Below are 24,842 nucleotides of genomic sequence, written 5' to 3'. Positions count from 1 at the left end.
AACAGCTTGTACTTTAAATTCGTGTGTAAACCGACGACTCATTTTATCTACCTCTCTTAAAAGTTAGAGGCGACAACTATCCTGACACAGGGGGGTAGCGCACCGACTTCAAATACAAGAAAGCCCGACTCTAAAGAGCCGGGCTTTTTTACGTCTATAAAAAAGTATAATATTCAGCACTTTCTTCTCTTAAGCGAAGCGCCTCTTTGTGAACATTGTTCTAGTGATCTAATAGATTACCCGATGATAGCGCAGAATTAGCTATGCGGATCTTTAGCGCAGGGTACAACGTCATTGCTATAAGCTGCTCACCTACTTTAAATGGAAGAAAATTCGACTCGAAAGAGTAATACTTTATATGTCTGAGATCCTCAACAGTCTGGCTTGTGGTTGTGGGAGTGTTCTATGCTATGTATTCGGTTATTTATCAAAGAAACTTAGTCGCTGAGGTAAACATTAGAATCAAAAACGCCAACTCAAGGTTGGCGTTTTAATTATGAGGCTAAAGGTGAATTTTAAGCTTTAGGGCCTGCATTTTTAATGTCGTCAGATACGTCGTATTTCGCAAAGTTTTCTGAAAAGTCAGCAGCCAATTTCGCTGCATATTCATTATACTTAGCCTTATCTTCCCATGTATTTATAGGATTTAGAAGGTTGCTATCAACACCTGGAACTGTAACGGGTACGTCTAGGTTCAACGCATCTATATGTTGAGTCTCAACACCGGCCAATTTACCAGACACTATGGCGTCAATTACAGCACGTGTAGTTGGTATATCAAAGCGCTTGCCGATACCGTAAGGACCGCCAGTCCAGCCAGTATTCACTAGGTAAACTTTAGCACCAAACTCACGAACACGTTTCATAAGAAGTTCTGCGTATACACCTGCAGGACGCGGGAAGAACGGTGCCCCAAAACAGGTTGAGAATGTAGATTCTATATCGCTTGTTGAACCGATTTCAGTTGAACCTACTTTTGCTGTATATCCGCTTAAGAAGTGGTACGCGGCGGCTTCTTCACTTAGTAAAGATACAGGAGGTAATACGCCACTTACATCGCATGTTAAAAATACAACAGCTTTCGGCTCGCCAGCACGGTTTTCTACTTTACGTTTTTCAACATGTTCTAACGGATAAGCTGCGCGGCTATTTTGAGTTAAGCTTGTATCATTAAAGTCTGGCACACCTTTATCATCAAGTACCACGTTTTCTAATATAGTGCCAAAGCGGATTGCATCCCAAATAACAGGTTCATTCTTTTGTGAAAGGTCGATACATTTTGCGTAACAGCCGCCTTCGATGTTGAATACGCTCCCAGGTGCCCAACCATGCTCATCATCACCGATTAGAAAGCGAGTTGGGTCAGCTGATAACGTTGTTTTACCAGTACCCGATAAACCGAAGAATAATGCTGTGTCGCCAGCTTCACCAACGTTAGCCGAACAGTGCATTGGTAATACACCTTTAGCTGGTAATAAGAAGTTTTGAACTGAGAACATCGATTTTTTCATTTCACCGGCGTAGCGCATACCCGCAAGCAATACTTTACGTTGTGCAAAGTTAATAATTACGGTGCCATCGCTATTAGTACCATCACGCTCTGGCTCACATACAAACGAAGGTACGTTCATCACTTGCCACTGCGGTAAGTTTGAAGCGTTATAGTTTTTAGGTTCAATAAACATGTTTTTGGCAAAAATATGATGCCATGCAGTTTCTGTTGTAACAACTACAGGTAAATAATGCTCTGGGTCTGCGCCAACTTCTAGGTGAGAGGTGAAGTGGTCATTACTTTGCACATGTGCTTCTACGCGTGCCCACAAAGCATCAAATTTGTCAGCATCAAAAGGACGGTTTACATTGCCCCATTGAATTTCATTTTGTGTTGTCGCTTCTTGTACAATAAAACGATCTCGAGGTGAACGACCAGTTCGTTTTCCTGTAATTGCTACGAAAGCACCATTTGCGGCTAGAGTTCCTTCGCCACGGCGGATCGCATGCTCGACAAGTTCAGCTGCGGTTAAATCGACAAAACGTGTAGCGCTTGTAATCATGTTTATACCTAACTATGTGTGAGAGTTTGAACGGGATAGCTCTGGGTAAATAGTGCCCTTTAGCTGTAACGATAGTAACAGAAGGTTTTGAGATATTCGAGCCTGTAAAGCCTCTAAAAACACATATATTTGCAAAAAAACATGAATAATTTCAATGATACCGGTGTCATTAAATGTCACTTTTTATGACACCGGTATCATCTTTTTATAATATAAAACCGCATATTTTACGGCTTTATACAGTCGGATTAGCTGAGATGGGTTTTTAATTAAAAATGCTTTTAATGTCTTGCTCATTAAACGCATATTCTTTTAAGCAGTAATGGCAGTTAATATTAACGCTGCCGTTTTTTGCTACATCATCGAGCAGTTCTTGTTGTCCTACATTAACCAATGCGGTGATTGTTTTATCACGACTACAGCCACATTTGAAACGTATGCTTTGCGGTTCAAAAACGCGTGGGTTATCTTCATGATACAAACGAGTTAAAATTGTATTTGCATCAAGGTTTAATAACTCTTCATCTTTTATCGTATTACTAAGTGCTTCTAAGTGGGCAAAATCTTCAATCGACTTTTGTTTATCAACAGGCAGTACCTGTAAAAATAAACCACATGCTTTGGCGCTGCCTTCGGTTGTATTAGTCGCAAACCATAAACGAGTTTTTAATTGCTCTGATTGCTCAAAGTAACTTTCAATACATTCGCTAAGCGTGTCGTGTTCCAAAGGGACTATACCTTGGTAGCGTTCACCTTTGTCTGGGGTAATAGTAATAACCATATAGCCATTGCCGATTAATTCTTTGACGGTACTGCCTGTCACCTCACTTTGTAGACGAGCAATGCCACGCATATTTTGTTTATCGTCACCATTTATTACTGCATATTTAACTGGTCCGTCGCCTTGAAGTTGCACGGCTATCTCGCCTTCAAATTTTAATGTAGCTGTCAGTAAGCAAGTGGCAACTAATAGCTCACCTAGTAATGCTTTTACAGGGGCGGGGTAATTATGGTTGGCAATCATTTCATTGTAGGCACTCTCGATTTGAACGAGTTCGCCACGAACATCTAGTTCGTTGAATAAATAACGGTGAAGTAAATCTTGTTGCATGAGCGGCTATACCTAACTTAATTTCATTTTTAAAAGTTCGCGTCTTTGCTTTTTATCGGGTTTTTTATCCGGATGAGGCGCAAAAAAACTGTTATTTTTACGTGCGATGCTGTTTTCTTCGCGTTTAGCAATACTGGCATCAGATTCTTGGTACAAGGTCTGAGCAATGGGGGCGCTTTGTCGTTTTTCAAGCACTTTGATGATAGTCACTATCTTTTCATCTACACCTTGAGCGAGTTTCACTACCGCACCAACCTCGACTATTTTGCTCGCCTTTGTTCGTTGTCCATTATAATGCACTTTACCACCTTGTACCATTTCCCTTGCTATAGCACGTGTTTTATAAAAGCGGGCTGCCCACAACCATTTATCTAATCGAACTTTTAGATTATCTATGAGGTCAGAGTCTTTATTACTATTGCTTTTTTTACTCATAACGTATTTGTACCTGCAGTAATTTATTATCTAAAATTTACCACGAAATCTATCTAGGATGAAGGTATTACAGTGGGTGTTGCTTTTTTGTTCAAGTAAATAGAAGTTATTCATTCTGTTTACAAAGTTTAATATTAGTGTGCTTGTTGAATGAAAAATGAAAGGGTACTATGGGGACGCGCTTACGCAGTAAATTAAAAAAGAACACTATTTATGGAACAGCAAATTCAACGACTAAAACACATTTTAACTCGATTGCCGCATGCTAAATTAAGTGCATTAGTCACGCTATTAGTTGTTGTTTACCTTGCATTTTTGTTATCAAAACTGGTTTGGCTATTATGGCCTAAACCTCAAATAACTTTACTTACCCCCACTCAGTTTACAGCACAGTCATCGGGAGCAAGTAATAATTCTGCGCAACGTATTGTTGAACAGTTTTTGTTTGGTAAAAAAACGGTAACAAACAGCGCTAATACTGCAAAACAATCACAAGTTATTAATAATGCCCCTGAAACACGTTTAAGTATTAACTTAACAGGCATAGTGGCTGTAAGTAATGATGATAAAGCAGGCGTTGCAATTATTGAATCACAGGGCAAGCAGGTTAGTTACCTTGTAGATGAAGTTGTATCTGGGACGCGCGCAAAAGTAGCTCAAATACTTCCTGACCGTGTCATTTTAAGTGTAAATGCTCGTTTTGAAACGCTAATGCTTGATGGACTTGATTTCACCAAAACAGTCTCTATGCCGGTGCTCGCTGCAAAAGATGAGCAAGAAATGGGGCCGCAACGATTAGAAGAAAGTGAAGAACTAATAAATGCGACTGCAGACCCAGAAGTAAAAGAAGCCATTATAGAAACACGTGAAGAATTATTAGAAGAACCCGGTAAGCTTTTTGATTACATACGTGTATCTCAAGCAATGAGTGACGGTGAGCTAATTGGTTATCGCTTAAGTCCGGGAAAAGAGCCTGCACTATTTAAGCAAATGGGATTAAAAAATAACGATCTAGCTGTTTCTATTAACGGCTATCAACTAACAGATTTAAAACAGGCCATGTCAGCCATTAATGAGCTGCGCAATAGCACCGATGCTACTATCACTATTGAGCGTGATGGTGAGCAAATAGATGTGCAATTTAGCCTGCAATAACTTAGCTTTGGAGTTTTAACATAATGGTTCAGGTGCTACACCTCACAAAAATTAAAAAAGGGTTAGCTAAGTACGCAGCACTTTTTTTGGCGGCAAGTATATCTTTGTCTGTTTCTTCAGTTGAATATGCAGCAAATTTTAAGGGTACTGATATCAACGAGTTTATTAATATTGTTGGTAAAAACCTTAATAAAACGGTGATTATAGATCCTAACGTGCGTGGCAAAGTGAATGTACGTAGCTATGAGTTAATGGATGAAGATCTTTACTATCAATTCTTTTTAAATGTATTAGAAGTTTACGGCTATTCAGCTGTTGAAATGGATAATGGCATTATTAAAGTAGAAAAAAGCTCTGATGCTAAAAAGTCGAATGTTCCCCTAATTACCGAAAACAGTTCTGCATCGGGCGATATGATGATTACCCGCGTTGTACGCGTAAAAAATGTAAGCGTGCAAGAGCTCGGACCATTAGTTCGTCAATTTAGCGATCAGAAAGACGGCGGGCACGTTGCTAACTTTAACGCTGCAAACGTAATGATGTTGACTGGTCATGCTGCGTCAGTAAACCGCTTAGTAGAAATTATTCGTTCAGTTGACCAAGCAGGTGATAAGCGTGTTGATATTGTAAAGCTTAAATACGCAACGGCTGATGACGTAGTCTCTGTAGTAGAAAATATCTACAAAGACAGCGGTAAAGGGAGTGTCCCTGAATTTTTGATTCCTAAAGTCGTAGCCGACGGCCGTACCAACAGTGTAATTGTAAGTGGTGAAGGGCAAGCCCGCACACGTGCAATTGAGTTAATTAAGCGCCTTGATGGTGAGCTTGAAAGCCAAGGTAACACTAAAGTATTTTATTTAAATTACGCCAAATCGGAAGACTTAGTTAAGGTACTTCAGGGTGTAAGTAAAACGTTAACCGAGGAAGCTCAAGGTAGCGCAACTAAAACGCGTTCGCGTAGTAACAACGAAACTAGCATTGAGGCACACCCAGAGTCTAATTCATTAATTATCACAGCACAGCCCGATACTATGCGTTCATTAGAGTCCGTTATTGAACGATTAGATATCCGTCGTGCACAAGTATTAGTTGAAGCCATTATCATTGAAGTGATGGAAGGCGATGGCGTTAACTTAGGCTTGCAATGGATTTCAGAGCAAGGCGGCATGCTGCAATTTAATAATGGTACAACGGTACCTGTTGGGTCGTTAGCTGTTGCAGCAGAACAGGCTGCAGATCAAACAGTAACTAAAACAATTATAGGTACAGAGTCTGGCACGGTTACACCTTACACAGAAACGACAGAGGGTGACTACGGTCCGCTTGCATCATTACTTAGTGGTATTAATGGTTTAGCACTGGGCGTTGTAAAAAACGACTGGGGCGCAATTATTCAGGCTGTAGCAACCGACACTAACTCAAATATTTTGGCAACGCCTTCAATTACCACCATGGATAACGAAGAAGCCTCTATTTTAGTTGGTCAAGAAGTACCTATTATTACCGGATCTCAAACGGGCACTAACAATAGCAACCCATTTCAAACGGTTGAGCGTCAAGAAGTGGGTATTAAACTTATTGTAACGCCACAAATTAACGATGGCTCAGCGGTGCAGTTGACTATTGAGCAAGAGGTATCGAGTGTAAGTGGTGCAACTGCGGTTGATATTTCAGTAAATAAACGAGCTATTAAAACAACGGTTATTGCTGATGATGGTGGGATGGTTGTTTTAGGTGGTTTAATCGATGAAGACGTTCAAGAAAGTGTGTCTAAAGTTCCATTATTAGGAGATATTCCTGTATTAGGGCACTTATTTAGATCAACAAACACAACTCGTCGTAAGCGTAACTTAATCGTGTTTATCCGCCCTACGATCATCCGTGATGGGGTGAGCATGAATAAGTTAAGTTTTAACAAATATAACTTTATCCGTGGTGAACAGACTAAGCAGCAGGAAGATGGTATTGATTTAATGCCAATGACCGATACTCCTGTATTGCCTGAGTGGAATGATGAGTTAGTACTTCCGCCAACTTATGAAGAGCATTTACGTAAACAAAATGCACAAGAGCGTAAAGATGACTAATGCGATACAAGAGATAAACCAAGACGTGGTTCATCCTAATACGCATAGTACAGATGAACTATTAGCTGATGATGCACTCGTTGAGTTGCCAGCAAAACGTTTACCGTTTTCGTACGCACGACGTGCGGGTGTTTTACTTAGTAAATACCAAGAGCAAACGACTGTTTACTACCGCGGTGACCTTAATTTAGATGTATTGTTAGAAGTTCGCCGAATTGCAGGTCATGGTTTTAAATTAGAGCCACTTGATGATGATAAATTTGAACTTTTACTTGAGTCATCCTACCAACGCGATAGCTCTGAAACGCAGCAAATGATGGAAGATATTGGCAACGAAGTTGATCTGTTTTCTTTAGCTGATGAACTCCCGCAAACTGAAGACTTATTAGCTGGCGATGATGATGCGCCTATTATTAAGCTCATTAATGCCATGCTTAGCGAGGCAATAAAAGAGGGCGCGTCAGATATTCATATTGAAACGTTCGAGCAAGAGCTTGTTATTCGTTTTAGGGTTGATGGCGTTTTAAAAGAAGTATTAAAACCAAACCGTAAACTGGCTTCATTGCTTGTTTCACGTATTAAGGTAATGGCAAAACTCGATATAGCTGAAAAACGTATTCCGCAAGATGGCCGTATTAGCCTGCGTATTGCAGGGCGTGCAGTAGACGTGCGTGTATCAACTATGCCATCAAGCTTTGGCGAGCGAGTAGTATTGCGTTTACTTGATAAAAACAATGCCCGCCTAAACCTTGAAGATTTAGGTATGACACCAAAAAACCGTGAGTTGTTTGCTGACCTAATTAGCAAGCCACACGGTATTATTTTGGTAACAGGGCCAACGGGTTCTGGTAAAAGTACCACGCTGTATGCGGGCATGAGCCAAATAAACTCGCGCGATCGTAATATCCTGACAGTTGAAGATCCTATTGAATATGAGATCCCAGGTATTGGTCAAACGCAAGTAAATACAAAAGTAGATATGACATTTGCAAGAGGGTTACGTGCTATTTTGCGTCAAGATCCCGATGTGGTAATGGTGGGGGAAATACGTGACCTTGAAACTGCCCAAATAGGTGTTCAAGCATCACTTACTGGTCACTTAGTTATGTCTACACTGCATACAAATACAGCCTCAGGTGCTATTACTCGAATGGAAGACATGGGCGTTGAACCGTTTTTGCTTTCTTCATCGCTATTAGGGGTTTTATCTCAGCGCTTAGTGCGTACGTTGTGCAATAGCTGTAAAGAAGGGCATGTGGCAGACGAACGTGAATGTCAGCTTTTAGGTGTCCCATTTGAGAGTAAGCCAACAATTTACCGTGCGGTAGGCTGTGAAGAATGTAACTTTAATGGTTATAAAGGCCGTACTGGTATACACGAGTTACTTGTTGTAGATGAAACAATTCGAGAAATGATCCACAACGGTAAAGGCGAGCAAAGCGTAGAGAAATACATTCGTAAACACAGTCCAAGTATTCGTCAAGATGGTTGCAGCCGTGTGCTTGCAGGTAAAACCACGCTTGAAGAAGTGCTGCGTGTTACCCGTGAGGAAGGCTAATAATGGCTGCGTTTGAATATCGCGCATTAGATGGTCGCGGCAAAGAAAAAAAAGGCATTTTAGAAGCCGATACAGCCAAACAAGTTCGTCAGCTTCTTCGTGATAAAAGCTTAACCCCTTTAGAGGTTGTGCCTGCGGCTCAAAGCGATAAACAGGTAAAGGGTGAAAAAGCCCCTTTATTTGGTAGCCTTTTTAAACCAAGTATTTCTACTTCTGAGCTTGCGCTCATCACACGGCAGTTAGCAACATTAATTCAGTCAGCATTACCGGTTGAAGGCGCGGTTATGGCAGTGGCTGAGCAATGTGAAAAACCACGTTTAAAACGTATGTTAATGTCGGTTCGTTCAAAAGTTGTTGAGGGTTATACCCTTGCAGATGGTATGAGTGAGTTTCCTCATGTGTTTGACAACTTATATCGTTCAATGGTGGCTGCGGGGGAAAAATCAGGACATCTTGACCAAGTACTTAATCGCTTAGCCGATTACACCGAGCAGCGTCAGCATATGCGTAGTCAAATAACACAGGCTATGGTTTACCCAACTATTTTAGTTATTTTTGCCATTGGTATCGTGTCGGTATTATTAGGTACTGTGGTTCCTAAAATACTAAAAACCTTTGAAAAAACTAAACAAGTATTACCTTGGACCACCGAGTGGGTAATGGCTGGGAGCCATTTTGTACAAAATTACTGGCTTTTTAGCTTACTGGCTATCACTGGCATTGCGATTGGCATTAAGTACGCATTAAAAAAACCACAAGTGCGCTTTTGGTGGGACGACCGTGTGCTGCATATGCCGGGCATTGGTAAGGTGGCTCGCGGTATCAATACCGCTCGCTTTGCTCGTACGTTAAGTATTTTATCTTCAAGCTCTGTGCCATTACTTGAAGGAATGCGCATTTCTGGCGATGTACTCGTAAACGAAAAAATTAAAAAGTCGGTAGCCGATGCAGCTGATAGAGTAAGTGAAGGGGCTAGTCTTAGAGCCGCTTTGCAACAAACTAAACTGTTTCCGCCGATGATGCTACATATGATCGCCAGCGGTGAAAAATCAGGTGAATTAGAACAAATGCTAGAGCGCGCAGCGAATAACCAAGACCGTGAATTTGAAAGCATGGTTAATGTATCGCTTAAGTTATTAGAGCCTGCAATGATAGCGTCCATGGCTGTTATCGTTTTATTTATTGTGATGGCGATTTTGCAACCTATCATGGCAATGAACAAAGCGGTTGGGCTCTAAATTTAAATAGTTTTTATATATTAATGGTTTTACCTAAACCATTTTTGTTTAGTGTTTTTAGAATAATGAGGTAATTACGTGAACAAACAATCAGGTTTTTCTTTACTAGAAGTAATGGTGGTACTGGTTATCATCGGGATGATTATGTCTATTGTTGCGCCAAATATCATGGGTCAACAAGAAGAGGCTGCTATTGATAAAGCGCATTTAGATATTCAGCAGCTTGAAGATGCGATGAGCTTATACAAGCTTAAAAATAAAAGTTACCCAAGCACAGAGCAAGGCCTAGAAGCGTTAGTGACTAAAACGTCTATAGAGCCTGTTCCTAAGCGTTTTCCAGATGGCGGCTTTATCAGCGAATTACCAGAAGATCCATGGGGCAATACGTACTTACTAATAAGCCCAGGTGAAATTGGTAAATTTGATATTTTCTCTATGGGGCCAGATGGCGAAGTCGGTACTGATGACGACATTGGTAACTGGGATGAAGAAAAGCAGTAATGCGTCAAGTTACTGAGCTTACCCTAAATATACTTTTTGAAGGCTTACTATGAACGTAGGTCTTCAATCAATACATAAAAAAAAGGGCTTTAGCTTAATCGAGATTTTAGTTGTATTAGTGGTTATCGCTTTTGCAACAAAAATGGTGGTATACAGTTTAGACGGCGGCGCCGAAGATGAGTTAGATACTCAAGCGCTTAGGTTGCATACCACCATTAATATGGCTTCAGAATTTGCAATTTTGAATCAGGTAGAACTTGGTTTATTGGTTGAAAAAAACACGTTAGAGTACTTAGTGTTTGATGGTGAAAAATGGGTCACTTTTGACAGAGAAGAGTTATTTAAACCCATAGAGTTAGAACCGCGATTAAAGCTCACCCTTAACTTAGAGGATCTCGCATGGGCTCAAGATAACCTTCTTGAACAGTCTAATTGGCGAGAGCTTATGAGTGGTGGTGAAGAAGATAGCCTACTCGAGCTTAAAAAACTCAAAATACCTCAAGTACTTATTTTATCGTCGGGTGAGGTAAGCGCATTTCAGCTAATACTTGAGTTAAAAGAGCAAAGTGACCCTGTTTATTTTATTGAGGGTGAATTTACAGCACCAGTGAAGTTAAGAAGAGAGCCAGAGTAATGATATTTAATAAAGGCTTTACCTTACTGGAAGTGCTTGTTGCTTTGAGCATTTGTGCAATGGCAGGTATTGCTGCAATGCAAGCGACCGGCGAGCATATTCACCACTTAACAACCATTGAAGAGCAAACATATGCTTCTTGGGTTGCCGAAAATGTCATTATTGAACAGCGCGTTAAAGGCGAGCAATGGCAAGGTAAAAACAACTTACGTGGTAGTGAAGTAATGGGGGGGGTTGAATGGTTTTGGCAACAAGAGGTTATTCCTACCGCCGATAAAAGTTTTGTTAAATTAACAATAAATGTATTTATCGATGAAAAATACGAACAATCAGTCTATGAGCTATCAACGTATTTAAATAAGGGTAAAAAGTAAGTGAAACAGCGCGGATTTACATTACTAGAAGTAATGGTTGCTCTGGGGATTTTAGCTTTCGTTGTTATTTCTACACATCAAATATTAGATAGCACAACCAAGGCAAAAGACGCGTCGGACGAAAAAATAGCGGAGCTGAATGGTTTGCAAACAACGTTTAGGCTTATGGATCAAGATTTTAGCCAAATGACTAAACGTGCGGTAAGAAACGAGTCTGGTGACGTACAAGAATACTATTTATTAGCGGGGCGTTATGTGCTTGAAAGTCAATATGACGGCATTGCATTTGTAAGAGACGGTTGGATAAACCCAATAAATTTACTGCCTCGGTCTGAGTTACAGGCTGTTGGGTACAGAGTGATGGATGATAACCTTGAGCGTGTATACCGTGTGTACGTTGACCAGCTTGATAATATGGAGCCACGCGTACAGCAAGTGTTAGAAAACGTCGAAGAACTTAAGTTTGAATTTTTAGACAGTGACAATAAATGGCAAGAACAATGGGAAGTAAAAGCGTTGCCAAAAGCCGTTGCGGTTACCTTACAGCAAATAGAGGCTGAACCTATTCGTCGTGTATTTTTAGTTCCTGGTCAGGGAAGTAAAAATAATGGGTAACCAGTCATCGCGTGGTGCAGCACTCGTTATTGTATTATTTATTGTTGCATTGGCTGCTATTTTAGCCGTAGAAATGAGTGCTAATTTAATGGTACAAGTGCAAAAAAGTACTAATTTACAAGGGCATCAACAAGCAAAATGGTATGCTTATGGCGCTGAAGAATTGGCGATTAAAGGGCTTATTCAAAGCAAGAAAGATGATCCAGATAAAACAACGCTTGACCAAGTATGGGCAACACAAGGTAATGCAGCATACCCAGTTGATAACGGCACATTAAGTGGTTCAATTACTGATTTGCAGTCATGCTTGAATTTAAATGCACTGGCGGTTGAACCCGATACAAATAGCGCTGATAAAACAAACCCTGCACACAAAGCGCTGTTTGCCTTGCTCGAAAATATAGAAGATTTACCTGCGGATGAATCAGAAGAGGCAATGGCCGACAGCGTATTCGATTGGCTTGATGAAAATAGCATTACTTATCGTTCAGGTGCTGAAGAAGGAGAGTATTTATCTCGCAAGTTTCCATATATGACTGCAAATAGTTTATTTGCATCACCATCTGAGCTTCGCTTGGTAAAAGGCTTTAACCCACTAGTAATGGAAAAAGTACTGCCTTATGTATGTGTTATTCCTGGTAGCACTCAGCTTTTAATTAATATTAATACAATTGCACCAGAACAGGCTTTATTACTAAGCGCGCTGATGGATAATTTAAGTTTGTCGGCTGCAGAGGCTGTCATTGCCGCAAGACCTCAAACAGGTTTTGATTCTTTAGAAGAGTTTTTTGAACAAGTACAGCAACAAGGCGGTACAAACACTGAGTCAGTAAAAGACTTATTTAGTATTAAGAGTGAATATTTTAAATTACAAACGCAGGCAAACTTTGTAGAACTGCGTTTTTCGATGACCACATTACTGCACGCCAAAGATGGCGACGTAACGATACTGGCGCGAAAATTTGGAGGCGTACAGTGACAGAAATATTGTTGATCCGTACGGGTCAAACCCAACAAGAACGATTAAATTGGCTTGTATATTCACCACAAGAACAAGAAATAATAGCCAGTGGTGAGCTACCAAGTGCAAGCAATTTAAATGAATTAAGTGAAAAAGCAGCCAACAGAGAAGTGGTTGTTTTATTGCCAAGCGATCAGGTGCAATTAAAAACGGTAACACTACCAACAAAGTGGAATCGTAAGTTAGAGCAAGCACTCCCTTACATGCTTGAAGAAGATATAGCCTGCGATGTAGACGATTTGTATATAGCCATAGGCGAAGCAACCATGGTTGGCGAGCAACATGCTATCCAGGTTGCGATGACCGATCGCGACTGGTTTGAGCAATGGCTCGCTTTATTTTCAGAGCATGGACTGTCTGTTTATAAAATATTGCCAGATGCATTGCTGTTACCGCCTGTAGGTGAGGGAGAGGCAAGTGCGATAGAGCTCAATCAGCAGTGGTTGTTTAAGCAAGGGACATGGCATATTAGTGCGGTTGAATCGAGCTGGCTATCAGGTTATTTAACTGCGTTAGGTAACCCTGAAATCAAGCATTTTAGTCCTGCAGAAAACTTCCCAGAGGGAACTAATTTACAAGCACAAACAAGTCAGTATGACCTCCCGTTAGCTTTATTTGCTAAGCAATTAAATAGCGTTAAATTTAATCTTCGCCAAGGTATTTACCAACTTAAAAAGAAGAGTGCACTTTGGTGGGGTTACTGGAAAGGCGCGGCGATATTTACAGCTGTTGCACTGGGTTCTACGTTAGTTATAAAGGCAATTGAGTTACAACAACTTAATTCTCAAGTCGATATAGCAAAAAACCAAGTGATTGAGCGATACCAAGCAGCATTCCCCAGTTCTAAAGTGCATCCTAATTTGATAAAAAATCAGATTAAAGGCGCGTTAGACCGGATACAAGGCTCTGATGAATCTGGCTTTTTAGAGCTTACTACTAATTTAGTTGATGTATTTTCGCAGGTGAATGAGTTCACACCAGAGACCTTACGTTACGATAAGCGCAGAAATGAGTTACGTATTCGCGCACGTGCTAAAGATTTTCAAACCTTTGGTAAAGTAAAAACCATACTCGAACAGCAAGGCTTAACAGTAGAGCAAGGCTCTTTAAATAACGACGGTGATTTTGTGGTCGGTGAAATTAAACTGCGAGGTGCTGCATGAAAACACAAGCGATAAAATACTGGCGTTCTTTAAAAGAACAAGAGCAGCAACTTATTATGGTTGCAGGTGGTATATTTGTTATTTTTGTTCTTGTGATGGGGATATTTAGGCCATTGAATAATGCCATAACAAAAGCAGAGCAATCGCAAATTAAGCAACAGGCTTTACTTGTGTGGGTTGACGAAAGCATAGTAAAGCTAAAAGCAGCGGGTAATACGCGTGTTGCGAGTAATCAAAATTTAAGTCAAGTGGTTAATGCTACCCGTAGCCGTTATCAAATCAACATCAGTAAAATGCAGCCTAGTGATGGTTCACTGCGATTAACGCTCGACTCAGTAGAGTTTAATAAATTAGTAGAGTGGCTCGATGAATTAGTGAATCAACATGGTTTAAAAATCGAAAATTTAGATTTAAGCCGCGACGATAAATCGGGTTATGTACGAGTAAGCCGTTTAGTATTAGAGAATTAATAAATGAAAAGAATAATTACATTATCGGCTGTTTTTTTAATTAGTTTTATTGTGTTTTGTATCATTAAATTACCCGCTACTATCGCGCTTGATTTAGCAAAACCATATCTTCCTAAGCAGTTGGAAGTAGGGCCTGCTGTTGGCACTGTATGGCAAGGCCAATTAATGCAAGTTCGTTTTGATGGCGAACAGTTAAATAATGTGCGCTGGGATATTGCTGGCTGGGCATTATTTACTGGCAATTTAAATACTAATATAAAGTTTGGAAATGCTCGCGAACGTACTGATATATCGGGGTATGCACATGTCAGCTATGGATTGTTTAATCACACCGTAAAAGTAACGAATGGTCTAGTACGCTCAACGGTAGAGCGAGCAATGCAACGAGTTCAGTTACCTTTGCCTGTTACGGCAAAAGGGCGTGTAATACTGGAACTTGATGAATACACCTCAGGTGCTCCTTACTGTGAGTCATTAAAGGGTGAAATAGCGAGTCCTAATATCGATGTGCAAGGTTTAAATGGTTGGTTTAATATAGGGCCTCTGGCCGGCAATTTAAGTTGTAAGTCGGGTGATGTGGCAATATTAATCGACCCTGACAACACCCTTGGGCTTGAAGCCGATGCCACTCTCAAAGCTAACTTTGACTTTAGCGTGGCAGGGTATGTAAAACCAGATGCTAGCTTACCAAAAGATGTTCACGATGCGGTTAAGTTTTTAGGCCGACCAGATAGCCAAGGTCGTTACCCGCTCAATTTTTAATGTTTTGATATAAAGAGTTTTAATGCAACTACCGCAATTTACTGAGCTGCATGCTAAGCAGCTCAGCACATTTTTAAATACACAACCTCACGCCATGACCCTTGAACAAAGCCAAGGTTATTTGTTTGGTGTTATATGTTCACCCGACCCTCTTGATGTACACGAATGGGTTGATGTGATACTCAATAATTCTGCAGACGAATTAGATGAAGAAACACTGTTTTTATTTATGGCGCTTTACCATCAAATAAGTGAGCAAGTGTTTGAAGTAGGGTATAAACTGCCATCACAGTACGACAATGCATTTTGCTCGCACTGGAGCCAAGGCTTTTTAACAGCAAGTAATGCTTACACGCAAAAGCTGTTAACATCACCGCAGTTAGATGCACAGTACAAAGAGGCCTTAGAAACCGCACAAGCAACCCTCAGCTTTTTTGCATTAGATCCACAGCTTATCGCGCAAATCGCATCGCAAAATTCAATGAACACAATGCAGTTGTGTGAGCAACAATATGACCTTATGGGAGATTTTGCACTTGGTTTTGCAGAGCTTGTAGAAATAGTAGCACTTAATAGTGGTTTGTATAACGATGATGGCTGGGACGAGTAGTTAGCGTTAAACGTTTTAATATTGGCGCTTTAGTTATTAGTTAAGCGCCAAGTTCTAAAATAATATCTGTGCAGCCTTGCTTGCACTTTACAGCGCCTTTGCCCACTTCGCTGGTGGCTAAATCGAGTGTGAGCACCGAATTACACTTTTCGCATTTTAGTGTTTTACCCTGCGCTAACTGTTTCAGCATATTACGTTGCTTGTGAAACGAATCACTGGTTTTTTTGTTTAAGTTAGAAAAGTCCATTATTTAGCCCGCTTTTGTTCGAGTGATTCAGACACTATTTTACACACTGTGTTTAAGCGTTCAGCGTAGAAGTAAAGATTTAAGTCGCGTTCGCGACAGTAGCGTAAATTAAATAGCTGAACCGCGTCATCAGTGGTAAACGTTTTTTCTACATACTCTTTTTCAGAGCCTGAGAGTGTGAGCTCATTACTAATTCTGTTTTTTGCTAAATTAGCAGCAGGGCTTCTATTTACTTTACTTGCATCACTTAAAAAGCCAATACCTTCGCCTAATAGCTTTTCGCGTGGTTCTTTTACAAGTGGATGATCAATGGTAAAAAACGCAAGGATCACAATGATCAATATAATAAACTTCTTCATGGATACGTAAACCTTGATCTAAATAGGGTTGAATAATCAAGCAGTGTAATAAACTGCCCTTTAAAAGCAAGTAACTGAGATGAATAAATTAGTAGCAATCAATACCAGTAATTTTAGCCAATATTGGTATAATAACTACCAGAAGTTAGATATTTCTGAAATATCTGAAAGTATTTAATTTATGATTCATTAAACAAGTCTTACTTAGCAAGTTACTTGCTACACTATGAGTATAGAGCATTTGATTAGTGCTCAGCTTTTATTTTCCAAGCGGTGTTGAGGAACTTCGATGGACAAACAGATTAAAGTAAAAAACATTCCTGTTGAGGTAAAAATTCAAAAGCCGGATTTAAGCCGTCAAGATGATAGATTTAACCCCCGTAACCGCATTTATGTGAGAGCTGTAAAAGGTCTTCACCAATTATTAAGACAACGTATTGGTTTTTTAGGCATGCTCGCATTTATGGTTTTGCCATGGATAAACTTTAACGGCCAGCAAGCCGTGCTATTTGATTTAATAGCACAAAAATACAATATTTTTGGTCTAACTTTATGGCCTCAAGACTTCACCATACTGGCGTTTATATTCATGCTGGCGGCTTTTGCGCTGTTTTTGGTAACTACATTTTATGGACGAGTCTGGTGCGGATATACTTGTCCTCAAACGGTATGGACCTTCATTTTTATCTGGTTTGAAGAAAAACTTGAAGGCACAGCAAATCAACGTAAAAAGCTCGATCAACGGCCTATGGACTTTGACAAGTTCTGGCGAAAAACGGCTAAGCATTCTAGCTGGGTGTTGTTTTCTTTGTATACCTCTATTTCGTTTGTTGGTTACTTTACACCGATAAGAGAGCTACTCCCTGATTTTATAACCTTTAATGTTGGCGGTTATGCACTAGTAAGTATTTTAGTGTTTGCTGTGTGCACTTATGGTAACGCCGGCTGGATGCGCGAAATTATGTGTTTGCATATTTGCCCTTACTCGCGTTTTCAGTCGGCAATGTTTGACAAAGATACCTACACAGTAACCTATGATGAAAGCCGAGGTGAAAGCCGTGGTCCTCGCTCACGCAAGGTCGCCCATGAAGATTTAGAAATTGGCGACTGTATTGACTGTAACTTATGTGTACAAGTGTGTCCTACAGGTATTGATATAAGAAATGGCTTACAAGCTGAGTGCATTAATTGTGGTGCGTGTATTGATGCGTGTGATGGCGTAATGGATAAAATGGAGTATCCGCGCGGTTTAATTTCATATACCACAGAACGTAACCTTGCAACGCCAGAAAATAAAACCAATCCTTTACGAGCTAAAATCATTGGTTATACGGTCATATTGGTGCTGCTTACTGGCGCACTTGTTACAAATATTGCACTGCGTAAACCTATGGACTTTGATATTATCCGTGACCGAAATCAGCTATATCGTGTCGACTTTAATGGCTTGGTTGAAAACACATATACCTTAAAGGTAATCAATAAGGCGCAGTATGAGCAAACCTTTAACATTAAAGTTATAGGGCTAGAAAACTTTAAATACATAGGTAAGCAGGTATTCACGGTTCAAGCAGGGCAATCTCACAATGAACCTTTGTCACTCGTTATGGATCCATATGATTTAAAATTGCCTATAACAGAGTTTAATTTTGTGCTGTCACCAGTTAACGAACCGGATGAAACGATATCGCAATCGAGCAACTTTTTTAGAGCGCGGTAAGTCGCACTTTCTAATTCGGTGCATATAGCCAATAACAAAAGCGGGTTTAGCCCGCTTTTAATTTATATAAGAAGAGTATGAGCAAATTTAGCTTTATAGATTTAACCCCAGATTTAATACTCGATGCGATAGAAACCATAGGCATTTATCCTGAGTCTGGGTTATTAGCGCTTAACAGTTATGAAAATAGAGTTTATCAATTCAAGGCCGAAGACGGTCTTCGTTACGTCGTAAAGTTTTATCGTCCCGAGCGCTGGAGTAAAGCACAAATTCAAGAAGAACATGACTTTGCTTTTGAATTGGCTGACGCGGAAGTACCCGTTGTAGCCCCTGTTTTACATAACGGACAAAGCTTGTTTGAACACCAGGGTTATATGTTTGTGGTTTTTCCAAGTGTGGGTGGGCGATTATTTGAAGTAGATAATTTAGATCAGCTTGATGTTATGGGACGTTTGATTGGTCGAATGCACCAAGTAGCTAAAACAAAACCATTTACTTACAGACCAACAATAAGCTGTGGTGAGTATTTACATACAGCTAAAGTTCATCTTCAAAAAAGTAACTTAGTGCCAATGGGATTAAGCACTGCTTTTTATACTATTTTAGATTTGGTAATTGAGCAGACACAAAAGCAGTATCAAGATACAAATAATATTCGCTTACATGGAGATTGCCACGCAGGCAATATATTATGGGCCGGCGATGCGTTAATGTTCGTGGATTTAGACGATAGTCGCCAGGGACCTGCGATTCAAGATTTATGGATGATGCTAAGTGGCGACAGGCCAACGCAACTGTTACAGTTAGACACCTTAGTTGGGGCGTATGAAGAATTCTGTGATTTTGACCACGCTCAACTCAAATTAATTGAACCGCTGCGAGCAATGCGTATTATTCATTATATGGGATGGGTGGCAAAAAGGTGGAGCGATCCTGCTTTCGTGCGGAACTTTTCATGGTTTGCTGATGACAAATACTGGGAGCAACAAATTTTAGCGCTTAAAGAACAACTTGCAGCTCTGCAAGAACCGCCGTTAAAATTATTGCCGTAAATTATTATTTAATGACGAGTACAACGAGATACTAATGCTTAAAAAATTAAAACTGAGCCTACTTCTTTTATGTTTACCATTTGCAGCCTTTGCTGCACAGTTTGAGGCTAATAACCAATACACTATTATTAAAACTGAAAAAAGCACAACACCCCAAGTAACAGAGTTCTTTTCATTTTATTGTCCGCACTGTTTTAAATTTGAACCAGTGGCTAAAGCAATTGAAAAAAAACTGCCGGAAGGTACTGAGTTTGTTAAAAGCCACGTTAACTTTTTAGGTGGTGTATCTCCACAAGCACAAAGTAACTTAAGCTTTGCTTACTTAATTGCCAAACAACAAGGCCAAGCACAAAATATAGCTGACCAAATTTTTAGAAGCATTCATATTCAAGGTGTGCCTTTAACAGAAGTTAAAGATCTTAAAAAGCTGTTGGAAGTTAACGGGATAGATAGCGACACTTTTGACCAAGCTATTGCAAGCATGCCAATTATTGCCGCAGAACAAGCAATGCAAGACAAACAAAATAAATATTCAAAATTAGGTGCATTAACTGGCGTACCTACTTTTATCGTTAACGATAAATACAAAATCAACATTAACACCATAAAAAACCAACAAGAACTTGATGAGTTAATTGCGTTTTTATTAGCACTATAAATTTTGGAGTATAAGTATGATTAAACTACTTAAAGCAGGGTTACTTGCATTAGTATTACCACTGGCAGCAACGAGCTTTGCGGCGACCTATGAAGAAGGCGTTCATTACGATGTTATTTCTGAACGCGCTACTAAAAAGCCAGAAGTAAAAGAGTTTTTCTCTTTTTACTGCCCGGCGTGTAATAACTACGAGTCATTGATCAGCGAATTTAAGCCTAAACTTGATAAAAATGTTAAGTTTAAAAAGAGTCACGTTGACTTTGTGGGTGTTCGTAACCCAGAAAACCAACAAATGATGAGCCAAGCATTAGCCACTGCAGAAGTACTTCCGCAAAAAGAAAAAATTATTGCAGCTATTTTTAATCATATTCACACAAAACGCGCTAAATTTAACGAATTAGCTGACGTGAAAGATGTGTTCGTTGCGCAAGGTGTTGATGGCGATAAATTTGATAAGTTATTCAAAAGCTTTTCGGTTCGTACATTAAGCTCTAAGATGAAACGCGACCAAGAGTACTTTAAAGAAAAAGGCGCCCTTCGTGGTGTTCCAACATTTATTGTAAACGGTAAATATAAATTAAATCTTGGGCGTGAATCAGGTGTTACGGCACCTGAAGATATCAGCAAGTTAATTAATTACTTGGCAAGTAAGTAAAAGAATACAAAAAAGCTCCTTTATAGGAGCTTTTTTGTGCCTATAAGTTTTTACTCACCGTTATTTTTTCTGCAAATACACACCTGATTCTATATGATGTGTATAAGGGAACTGATCAAATATCGCAAAGCGCTTGACGTTATGAGTACGCGTTAAATGATCTAGATCGCGTTCCAGTGTGTCAGGGTTGCACGATATGTAAATAATATTTTCGTAGTTAGCCACTAAATCACAGGTCAATTCATCCATACCAGCGCGTGGCGGGTCGACTAAGATAGTTTGGCAATTGTAACTTTTTAAATCAATGCCATCTAGACGAGAAAAAGTACGTTCTCCATTCATCGCTTGAGTAAACTCTTCACTTGACATACGTATAATATCGAGATTATCTACATTGTTCTTCTCGATATTGTATTGAGCAGAGTAAACAGATGACTTAGATATCTCAGTTGCTAGTACTTTATTAAAAGAGCCAGCTAGCGCAATAGAAAAGTTACCATTACCGCAGTAAAGCTCTAGTAAATCATTTTTAAGTGGTTTACATAAATCTTGTGCCCACTCAAGCATGCTTATATTTACTTTCGCATTAGGTTGCGTAAAGCTATTCTCTACTTGTTGGTAAACAAGTTCTTGGCCATTTACAGTTAATCGCTCTGTTACAAAGTCATCCCCTAGCATTTCTTTTTGCTTACGTGCTCGGCCAATAAAGTCTATCTTATATTTTTCACTCAGCTTTGCCTTAAGCGCTTTAATTTCACGTAGCCATTCATCATCAAGCGGCTTGTGGTAAAGCAAGCTCACTAAAATTTCACCGCTGAGTGTAGACAGGTAATCTATTTGAAAAAGCTTTCGGCGTAAAACCTCACATGGCTTAAGGTTTTCAATCATTACTTGCATTATTTCACCAACAAGCGGTGCTGCAGGGTCAAACGTATCCACGCGTATTTTTTCTTTAGTTTGCTGATCGAACATTATATGAAACAGATCGTCTCCATCATGCCATACTCTAAACTCGGCACGTTGGCGGTAGTTAATTGGCTCCGAGCTAAACACTTCTAGCTGCTCCACACCAAAACGTTGAAACTGTGAAGTTATACGCTGTTCTTTTTCACTTAACTGCGCTTGGTACTGTGTGGTATCTATTTTAATAACTGCCATTCGCGTTATTGCCTTATCTAAGATCTGTTTATCGGCGCTATTGTAGGGAGCGGTTCGCATTTGTCTAGTTTTGGCAAGAATAAATGATGTTTTTTTACGCGGTTTACTTTAGTTTTTTATGCTCTGGCCGATAATAAAGTACGCACGCTCAGGAGACGAATCATGAAAATAGGCAACTATGGCTTTATACCAAGCCAAAATATAAACAAATTCAATAACAAAGCTGATGTACAACAACCTACCATCACGTCTCCGCAAGACAGTTATCAGCAACGAGGCAAAGAGTTGGCTGCTAAAGTCTTAGGCGATAAAATGGCAGAGCAGCTTGGTTTACCTGTTCAAGAAAAAAGGGCAGAAAAACCCCTTTTTGATTTTGAAGAAATTGTTAAAAATGTACTCGACTTTGTCACTGGCGCCGTTAATAAAGCAAAAGCTGATGGTGCCGATGACGATAAATTAAAAGGTATGTTAAGTGATGCCCGTAAGGGGGTTCAAATAGGTATTGATGACGCTGTTGATGAGCTCAAAGAGTCTGGCGTGCTAAACGATGAAACCCAAGAGGGGATCAATAAATCAAAAGAAGGCATTTTCAATGGCCTTGATGAGTTTGAAGATAATTTGTTCAACCCAATGCCCGCCAGTGTGGGGGTAACACAAGCACAGTATGCCAGTTTAAGTAATAATGCTCAGTACAGCTTTACAACCGCAGAAGGCGATGAAGTAACAATTAGTTTTGCCGATGCGTTTAAATCTCAGTCTGCTAGCAGTTATCAACGTGGTGAGGAAGGGGAGGCATTCGTAAGTGAATCATCACAATCGAGGGAGCTTTCTTTTTCAATGTCAGTTAACGGCGACCTTAATGATAAAGAGCAAGAAGCAATTAATGAGTTGATGGAAAACCTACAAAACGTAAGTAAAACTTTTTTTAGCGGTGATTTAGATCAGGCATTTGAAGAAGCGCAAGAGCTTAGTTTAGGCAATGAGCAACTAGTTGCATTTTCAATGGACTTACGACAAACCAAAACGGTTGCTGCAATAAAAGGTTACGAAGAAAATAAACCGGCCCCAGAAAAAGTAATTGCAGATAAAATAGCGCCTTTTAATGATGATCTACGAGAGGCATTTTCTAAAGCCGCCGAGTTAGATATTCAAAATCAGTTATCAGGCATCATGCAATGGCTCAATGAGGACCAAAGTGAGATCGATAAGCTGGTTGATTATACAAAAGCTATGTTTGAAAACCTTAATAAGTTAAATAGCCCGGCAAAGCAAACAGCAGACGAAGTTTAGCCTTAACCTTAAACTACTTTCTTTTGCAAAAATCACATGGCAAACTGCCGTTCTAATCTAATTATAGGAACGGTCGTTTGTCAGCGCATATAATGGTTTTTGATTCAGGGATTGGTGGCACAACAGTACTTGAACATATAAAGCAACGTATCCCGAATGCTCAATATAGCTATTTCATGGATAATGCTTTCTTACCTTATGGGGCTCAGACACAACAAACAATTATTAATCGTTTGTGTTCGCTTATTCATTTTATTAAGTTAAACAAGCTAAACGTCGATTTAATTGTTATAGCGTGCAACACGGCATCTACGTCTGCATTAAGTGCCGTACGCAAAATTACAGATATACCCATTGTTGGTGTTGTACCAGCGATAAAACCCGCAGCAGAATTAACTCATTCAAATCACATTGCTTTACTGGCAACACCAGCCACAATAGCGAGTTCATATACAAAAACACTAATAGCGCAGCATGCCAGTAATGTAATCGTTAATTTATATAGTAGTGTTGAGTTGGTAAACCTTGCGGAACAGCTTTTTTTCAATGACTGCTTAGATGCAATTAAATTGCATGCAGTGCTTGAAGATTTGAATATTGAAAAGCAAGTAGACGTACTTATATTAGGATGTACACACTTTCCCATACTTGCAAAACAAATTAGTGAATACTTTGAAAATAGTATTCAGCTGGTGGACTCCGGCGTAGCAATAGCAAGTAGGGTCAGTTATTTATTAGACGAATTAGGTTTATTAGCACAAAATATATCAGATATAAAAAAGCCGCTGCAATACTATGCAACGGCTAATGTGTTCAGTGATAAACTGGCGGTTAAGCTAGTTACACTGATTGATCCGCCTGAGTTCGAAGCGCGTTAGCATCATCTTCTTGTTTTTGTTTTGCTTCACGTACTTTTAGAGTTCGTTGTTGAAACTCACTATCGTTCAAGTTAGCAATAGCATTGTCTGCGTCAGCTTGCGCCATTTCAACAAAACCAAAGCCACGACGTTTGCCTGTATTTTTATCCTTTAATAGACGAACGTTGAATACTTTACCTTGCTCTTCAAACAAAGCACGAACAACACCTTCGTTTGCACGGTAAGGAAGGTTACCTACGTAAAGTGTTTTAGTCTTCACTTCGGCCTCTTCTAAAACGTCAGACGACATAGCAGCAATAATTAGCCCACCTACTAACAGGCCAACAGCAAATACAATTGCAGGGTCAAGTTCTAAGCTTCCGAGTGCGAACTTAACAATAACAAAACCAACTACAGCAATAACAACAGAAAAGACAAAAGATTTTTGATCGGGTAATTTCATTTTAGATCTACCAATAAACAGGAAATAAACATTAATTTAACATTGTGAACTTGCTATCTTAACGTCTTAAACGAACTTAGCAATGATATTTATATGAAATTATAAAGAGCAGTATAAAAAAACATCAATTTAAGCGTGTTTTAACATGTTTTTTTGTACTTTTGTTCTAATTTTGTTCGAACAGTAAAAAGATCTAAAAAAAGTGTTGATCTGTTTTTGGATCTCCCTATAATGCGACCCACTGAGACGGGAAACGCCGAAGCATAGCAAAGCAGCACCGGTTCAGAGAGTTAAGTAAAACTTTAATTTTAAATCATCGCAAGAGAGTTTAAAACAAAGTATTGACTCGAAAAATAAAGGATGTATTATACGCATCCCTAGCGACANCGTCGCAACGTTCTTTAACAATATAAAGCAATCATCTGTGTGGGCACTCGTACAGATTGAGTTCTAACAGCCAAACTACTTCGTTCTTTATTGAGCAAGTAACGAGGCAAACAAATTAGAGTCTCAATNGAAACTGAGTGACCAACAGCAATAACTACTTCGGTAGGAATTGCAGCACAGTCAATTCAATATCGAAAGATATTAAATA

The 24,842-nt window shown here is 39.6% G+C and carries 26 protein-coding genes; 19 read left to right on the top strand and 7 right to left on the bottom strand.

Annotated features, from left to right (window positions below; genetic code table 11):
* Positions 1 to 515 precede the first annotated feature (515 nt).
* From ATS71_RS13210 to hslR, 3 genes are all read right to left on the bottom strand, one after another.
* On the bottom strand, positions 516 to 2,054 hold the full coding sequence (locus tag ATS71_RS13210) for a phosphoenolpyruvate carboxykinase (RefSeq protein WP_058405245.1): 1,539 nt from the start codon (positions 2,052 to 2,054) through the stop codon (positions 516 to 518).
* A 265-nt stretch (positions 2,055 to 2,319) separates the two neighbouring features.
* Positions 2,320 to 3,165, bottom strand: coding sequence for an Hsp33 family molecular chaperone HslO (gene hslO, locus ATS71_RS13205; RefSeq protein ID WP_058405244.1), 846 nt, complete (start codon positions 3,163 to 3,165; stop codon positions 2,320 to 2,322).
* 12 nt (positions 3,166 to 3,177) lie between these two features.
* Positions 3,178 to 3,600: a ribosome-associated heat shock protein Hsp15 gene (gene hslR, locus ATS71_RS13200; protein WP_058405243.1), complete on the bottom strand. Its 423-nt coding sequence runs from the start codon at positions 3,598 to 3,600 to the stop codon at positions 3,178 to 3,180.
* A 213-nt stretch (positions 3,601 to 3,813) separates the two neighbouring features.
* Here hslR and gspC point away from each other — a divergent pair, with 213 nt between their 5' ends.
* From gspC to ATS71_RS13135, 13 genes are all read left to right on the top strand, one after another.
* Entirely contained in the window at positions 3,814 to 4,755 is a 942-nt protein-coding gene (gene gspC, locus ATS71_RS13195) for a type II secretion system protein GspC (RefSeq protein ID WP_058405242.1), read from the top strand.
* A gap of 23 nt (positions 4,756 to 4,778) precedes the next feature.
* Positions 4,779 to 6,842 carry a type II secretion system secretin GspD gene (gene gspD, locus ATS71_RS13190; protein WP_058405241.1) on the top strand — a complete coding sequence of 688 codons (2,064 nt, stop codon included), beginning with the start codon at positions 4,779 to 4,781 and terminating at the stop codon, positions 6,840 to 6,842.
* Positions 6,835 to 8,400, top strand: coding sequence for a type II secretion system ATPase GspE (gene gspE, locus ATS71_RS13185; RefSeq protein WP_058405240.1), 1,566 nt, complete (start codon positions 6,835 to 6,837; stop codon positions 8,398 to 8,400). The genes gspD and gspE overlap by 8 nt, the downstream gene beginning before the upstream one ends.
* A gap of 2 nt (positions 8,401 to 8,402) precedes the next feature.
* A complete protein-coding gene (gspF, locus tag ATS71_RS13180; protein WP_058405239.1) occupies positions 8,403 to 9,638 on the top strand; it encodes a type II secretion system inner membrane protein GspF in 1,236 nt (411 codons plus the stop codon).
* Positions 9,639 to 9,716: 78 nt separating this feature from the next.
* A complete protein-coding gene (gspG, locus tag ATS71_RS13175; RefSeq protein WP_006794634.1) occupies positions 9,717 to 10,139 on the top strand; it encodes a type II secretion system major pseudopilin GspG in 423 nt (140 codons plus the stop codon).
* Between the two features lie 49 nt (positions 10,140 to 10,188).
* The gene (locus ATS71_RS13170; RefSeq protein ID WP_058405238.1) at positions 10,189 to 10,773 is read left to right on the top strand and encodes a prepilin-type N-terminal cleavage/methylation domain-containing protein; all 585 of its coding nucleotides are present in this window, start codon (positions 10,189 to 10,191) and stop codon (positions 10,771 to 10,773) included.
* Positions 10,773 to 11,147 (top strand): type II secretion system minor pseudopilin GspI, encoded by a 375-nt coding sequence (gene gspI, locus ATS71_RS13165; RefSeq protein WP_058405237.1) that lies wholly within the window; start codon positions 10,773 to 10,775, stop codon positions 11,145 to 11,147. Before ATS71_RS13170 ends, gspI begins: the two co-directional genes overlap by 1 nt.
* The gene (gene gspJ, locus ATS71_RS13160; RefSeq protein WP_058405236.1) at positions 11,148 to 11,762 is read left to right on the top strand and encodes a type II secretion system minor pseudopilin GspJ; all 615 of its coding nucleotides are present in this window, start codon (positions 11,148 to 11,150) and stop codon (positions 11,760 to 11,762) included. It begins immediately after the preceding gene.
* Positions 11,755 to 12,741 carry a type II secretion system minor pseudopilin GspK gene (gene gspK / locus ATS71_RS13155; protein ID WP_058405235.1) on the top strand — a complete coding sequence of 329 codons (987 nt, stop codon included), beginning with the start codon at positions 11,755 to 11,757 and terminating at the stop codon, positions 12,739 to 12,741. Before gspJ ends, gspK begins: the two co-directional genes overlap by 8 nt.
* Complete coding sequence (gene gspL / locus ATS71_RS13150) at positions 12,738 to 13,946, top strand: type II secretion system protein GspL (protein WP_058405234.1); 1,209 nt, start codon at positions 12,738 to 12,740, stop codon at positions 13,944 to 13,946. Before gspK ends, gspL begins: the two co-directional genes overlap by 4 nt.
* Complete coding sequence (gene gspM, locus ATS71_RS13145) at positions 13,943 to 14,416, top strand: type II secretion system protein GspM (RefSeq protein ID WP_058405233.1); 474 nt, start codon at positions 13,943 to 13,945, stop codon at positions 14,414 to 14,416. The genes gspL and gspM overlap by 4 nt, the downstream gene beginning before the upstream one ends.
* A 3-nt stretch (positions 14,417 to 14,419) precedes the next feature.
* Positions 14,420 to 15,178: a type II secretion system protein N gene (locus ATS71_RS13140; protein ID WP_058405232.1), complete on the top strand. Its 759-nt coding sequence runs from the start codon at positions 14,420 to 14,422 to the stop codon at positions 15,176 to 15,178.
* A gap of 22 nt (positions 15,179 to 15,200) precedes the next feature.
* Entirely contained in the window at positions 15,201 to 15,788 is a 588-nt protein-coding gene (locus tag ATS71_RS13135; protein ID WP_058405231.1) for a UPF0149 family protein, read from the top strand.
* Between the two features lie 40 nt (positions 15,789 to 15,828).
* Here ATS71_RS13135 and ATS71_RS13130 read toward each other — a convergent pair whose 3' ends face one another.
* Positions 15,829 to 16,035: a hypothetical protein gene (locus tag ATS71_RS13130; RefSeq protein WP_058405230.1), complete on the bottom strand. Its 207-nt coding sequence runs from the start codon at positions 16,033 to 16,035 to the stop codon at positions 15,829 to 15,831.
* Positions 16,035 to 16,394 (bottom strand): hypothetical protein, encoded by a 360-nt coding sequence (locus tag ATS71_RS13125; RefSeq protein ID WP_058405229.1) that lies wholly within the window; start codon positions 16,392 to 16,394, stop codon positions 16,035 to 16,037. The genes ATS71_RS13130 and ATS71_RS13125 overlap by 1 nt, the downstream gene beginning before the upstream one ends.
* Positions 16,395 to 16,683: 289 nt before the next feature.
* Here ATS71_RS13125 and ccoG point away from each other — a divergent pair, with 289 nt between their 5' ends.
* From ccoG to ATS71_RS13105, 4 genes are all read left to right on the top strand, one after another.
* A complete protein-coding gene (ccoG, locus tag ATS71_RS13120) occupies positions 16,684 to 18,114 on the top strand; it encodes a cytochrome c oxidase accessory protein CcoG (protein ID WP_058405228.1) in 1,431 nt (476 codons plus the stop codon).
* 77 nt (positions 18,115 to 18,191) lie between these two features.
* Complete coding sequence (locus tag ATS71_RS13115; RefSeq protein WP_058405227.1) at positions 18,192 to 19,166, top strand: serine/threonine protein kinase; 975 nt, start codon at positions 18,192 to 18,194, stop codon at positions 19,164 to 19,166.
* A 34-nt stretch (positions 19,167 to 19,200) separates the two neighbouring features.
* Positions 19,201 to 19,824 (top strand): thiol:disulfide interchange protein DsbA/DsbL, encoded by a 624-nt coding sequence (locus ATS71_RS13110; protein WP_058405226.1) that lies wholly within the window; start codon positions 19,201 to 19,203, stop codon positions 19,822 to 19,824.
* A 16-nt stretch (positions 19,825 to 19,840) separates the two neighbouring features.
* Positions 19,841 to 20,479: a thiol:disulfide interchange protein DsbA/DsbL gene (locus ATS71_RS13105; protein ID WP_058405225.1), complete on the top strand. Its 639-nt coding sequence runs from the start codon at positions 19,841 to 19,843 to the stop codon at positions 20,477 to 20,479.
* Positions 20,480 to 20,539: 60 nt separating this feature from the next.
* Here the strand turns inward: ATS71_RS13105 and trmA are convergent, their stop codons facing one another.
* Positions 20,540 to 21,637: a tRNA (uridine(54)-C5)-methyltransferase TrmA gene (trmA, locus tag ATS71_RS13100; protein ID WP_058405224.1), complete on the bottom strand. Its 1,098-nt coding sequence runs from the start codon at positions 21,635 to 21,637 to the stop codon at positions 20,540 to 20,542.
* Positions 21,638 to 21,799: 162 nt separating this feature from the next.
* Here trmA and ATS71_RS13095 point away from each other — a divergent pair, with 162 nt between their 5' ends.
* Both ATS71_RS13095 and murI read left to right on the top strand, forming a co-directional pair.
* Positions 21,800 to 22,927 (top strand): DUF5610 domain-containing protein, encoded by a 1,128-nt coding sequence (locus ATS71_RS13095; RefSeq protein ID WP_058405223.1) that lies wholly within the window; start codon positions 21,800 to 21,802, stop codon positions 22,925 to 22,927.
* Between the two features lie 77 nt (positions 22,928 to 23,004).
* Positions 23,005 to 23,805: a glutamate racemase gene (murI, locus tag ATS71_RS13090; protein WP_058405222.1), complete on the top strand. Its 801-nt coding sequence runs from the start codon at positions 23,005 to 23,007 to the stop codon at positions 23,803 to 23,805.
* On the opposite strand, the gene ATS71_RS13085 is transcribed toward murI, so the two are convergent.
* Entirely contained in the window at positions 23,768 to 24,247 is a 480-nt protein-coding gene (locus ATS71_RS13085) for an RNA recognition motif domain-containing protein (protein ID WP_058405221.1), read from the bottom strand. The genes murI and ATS71_RS13085 overlap by 38 nt on opposite strands.
* Between the last annotated feature and the right edge of the window lie 595 nt (positions 24,248 to 24,842).

The organism is Pseudoalteromonas sp. H71, assembly GCF_001468485.1.
Classification (GTDB): Bacteria; Pseudomonadota; Gammaproteobacteria; order Enterobacterales; family Alteromonadaceae; genus Pseudoalteromonas.
This window is presented reverse-complemented; position numbering and strand designations above follow the sequence as displayed.